General features: G+C 79.0%; 1 protein-coding gene. It reads right to left on the reverse strand.

Annotated features, from left to right (window positions below; genetic code table 11):
* On the reverse strand, positions 1-2,115 hold a 2,115-nt coding region (locus tag KIK08_RS38765), incomplete at both ends, for an ATP-binding protein (RefSeq protein WP_214408288.1).

Genomic DNA, 2,115 nt, shown 5'->3' on the forward strand with positions numbered 1-2,115 from the left:
CGGCAGCGCGGCGGCCCGGCCCCACCGGTCGCCGGCGCGCCGGAAGCAGGTCAGGGCCGCCTCCACGTGGACGCCCGCCCGGTCGAGCGCGCCGGCGTTCTCGGCGATCTCGGCCCGGAAGAAGTGGGCCAGCCCGGCCAGCCACACGTCGTCGCCATCGGCCAGCTGCCGGAAGACCGCGAGCGCGGCCTCCGGGTCCAGCAGGAACAGCAGCACCGGGGCGATGACGCGGTGGTGGCCCGGCAGCCCCGGGCGCTCAAGCAGCCGATCGGCCAGCTCGCGCATCTCCGCCCGGTCGTCCGCGGCCTCCGCCGCGGTGAGCCCGGCCAGCACGTCCGTCCGGTTGAACAGGTGGAAGGCCCGCACGCAGTCGCGCTCGGGCGTCGACCCGCCACCGGGCACCGCCAGCGCCTCGGCCAGCCAGCGGGCGGCGTCGAGGTGGCGGCCGAACATCTGCCAGTACCAGGTCAGGCTCAGCGCGAGGGCGGTCGCGCCGGGCGCATCACCGGTGGCGCACAGGTGCCGCAGGGCGGCGAGGACGTTCGCGTACTCGGCGCCGATGACCCGCATCGCGACCAGCTGGTCGGGCCCGCGCAGCAGCGGGTCGTGGCGGGCCATCAGCGCGGTGAAGTGGGCGGCGGCCAGGTCACGGGCCGGGCCGAGGTCGCCGGAGGCGGTCAGCCGGTCCGCGCCGTACTCCCGGATGGTTTCGAGCATGCGGTAGCGGCCGTCCCCGGGCGCGAGCTGCAGCAGCGACCGGTCGACGAGGGCGGCGAGCAGGTCCGGGACGTCCGCGGCGGGCACGGCGGTGCCGGCGCAGACGGCGGCCGCCGAGGCCGGTGTGACGCCCCCGCCCAGGACCGAGACCCGTTCGGCCAGCGCGCGTTCGCGCTCGTCGAGCAGCTCCCAGCTCCAGGCGATGACCGCGCGCAGGGTGCGGTGCCGCGCCGGCGCGGTGCGGCTGCCGGTGGTGAGCAGCCGGAACCGGTCGGCGAGCCCGTCGGCCAGCTCGCGCAACGGCAGCGTCCGCATCCGGGCGGCGGCCAGCTCCAGGGCAAGCGGCAGGCCGTCCAGCCCGCGCACCACGCGCACGACGTCGGGCAGCGTGGACGCGTCGACGGCGAACCCGGGTCGCACGGCGGCGGCGCGCTCGACGAACAGCCGCACCGCGGCCGCCCGCCCGGCCCGCTCGACGCCGTCGTCCGGCTCCGGCAGCGCGAGCGGACCCAGCGGCACGAGCGCCTCGCCGTCGACGGCGAGGGGTTCGCGGCTCGTGGCGAGCACCCGCAGCCCGGGGCAGCGCGGCAGCAGCGCCGCGACCAGGTGGGCCACGGCGTCGACCAGGTGCTCGCAGTTGTCGACCAGCAGCAGGGCCTCCCGGCCGGCGAGCTCGTCGACGAGGACGTCCAGCTCGTCACCCCCGACCCGCCCGCGCGCGTCGAGCACGGCCCCACCCCGCAGCCCGATCGCGGCCAGCACGGCCGCCGCGGCCTTCGACGGTTCGGTGACGGGCGCGAGGTCGACGAGCCGGACGCCGTCGCGGTCCCGGTCGGGGCGGCGGCGGGCGGCCTCCAGCGCGAGCCGGGTCTTGCCGGCGCCGCCGGGTCCCAGGACGGTGACCAGGCGCCCGGCGGCGAGCAGGGTGTCGATGCGGGCGAGGTCGTCGTCGCGGCCGACGAAGCTGGTCAGCGGGGCGGGCAGGGTGCTCGAGGAGGGCGCCGGGCTCGGCACGGGGAACTCCGGCGCCGCGGGAGGCCGCAGCAGCCGCAGGTGGCGGTCGCGCAGGGCGGTGCCCGGGTCGACCCCGAGGGCGTCGGCCAGCGCCTCACGGACCCGCGCGTGCACGGCCAGCGCCTCGCCCTGGCGGCCCTGCGCGGCGAGCGCGTCCATGAGCAGCGCCGCCGCGCGCTCGTGGACCGGGTGCTCGGCCAGCAGGCCGGTCAGCCGGGTCGCGGCCGGCTCGGCCCGACCCAGCGCCAGCTCGGCGACGGCCAGGTCGACCACCGCCTCCATCGACCCGTGCGCCAGCCGGGTCGCGGCGGCGGGCGCGACCACGGCGACGACCGGGGGCTCGGCGCCGGGGCGGTCGCCCCACAGCGCCACGGCCTCGGCGAG

The organism is Pseudonocardia lacus (assembly GCF_018531445.1).
In the GTDB taxonomy this organism is placed as follows: domain Bacteria; phylum Actinomycetota; class Actinomycetes; order Mycobacteriales; family Pseudonocardiaceae; genus Pseudonocardia; species Pseudonocardia lacus.